Annotated in this window: 1 protein-coding gene; it reads right to left on the bottom strand. The window is 75.7% G+C overall.

Going from position 1 to position 334, the window contains the following annotated elements:
* Positions 1–334: iron-sulfur cluster assembly protein (locus J0695_RS41685; protein ID WP_206970018.1), on the bottom strand; the 334-nt coding region annotated here is incomplete at both ends.

The following is a 334-nucleotide window of genomic DNA, read 5'->3' as shown; positions in this document are numbered from 1 at the left end:
TCCGCTCCGCCCGCCCGTGGGTCGCGGGCGCGGGTCGGCCCGAGAGCCACCGCGACCGCACCGGACGCCGGCCGTACGCGCGGCGGGGCGATGCCGAACTCCCGGAGCTTGCGCCGCCCTTCGTCGGTGATGTCGTCGGTCGACCAGGCGGGCGCGAGCACTCTGCGGACGGTGACCTCGCGCACCCCGTGATCGCGCAGCACCCGCGCTATGTCCGCCGACATCGCCTCGACGGCCGGGCACCCCGTGTACGTGGGGGTCAGTTCGACCTCGACGGTGTCCGCCCCGTGCGCGTGCACCGCGCGCACCACGCCCAGTTCGCGCAGGGTCAGCA

The sequence above is a fragment of the Streptomyces beijiangensis genome (assembly GCF_017315755.1).
Lineage (GTDB): Bacteria > Actinomycetota > Actinomycetes > Streptomycetales > Streptomycetaceae > Streptomyces > Streptomyces beijiangensis.
The sequence above is the reverse complement of the archived record's forward strand: the minus strand, read 5'-3'. Positions and strand labels throughout refer to the sequence as shown.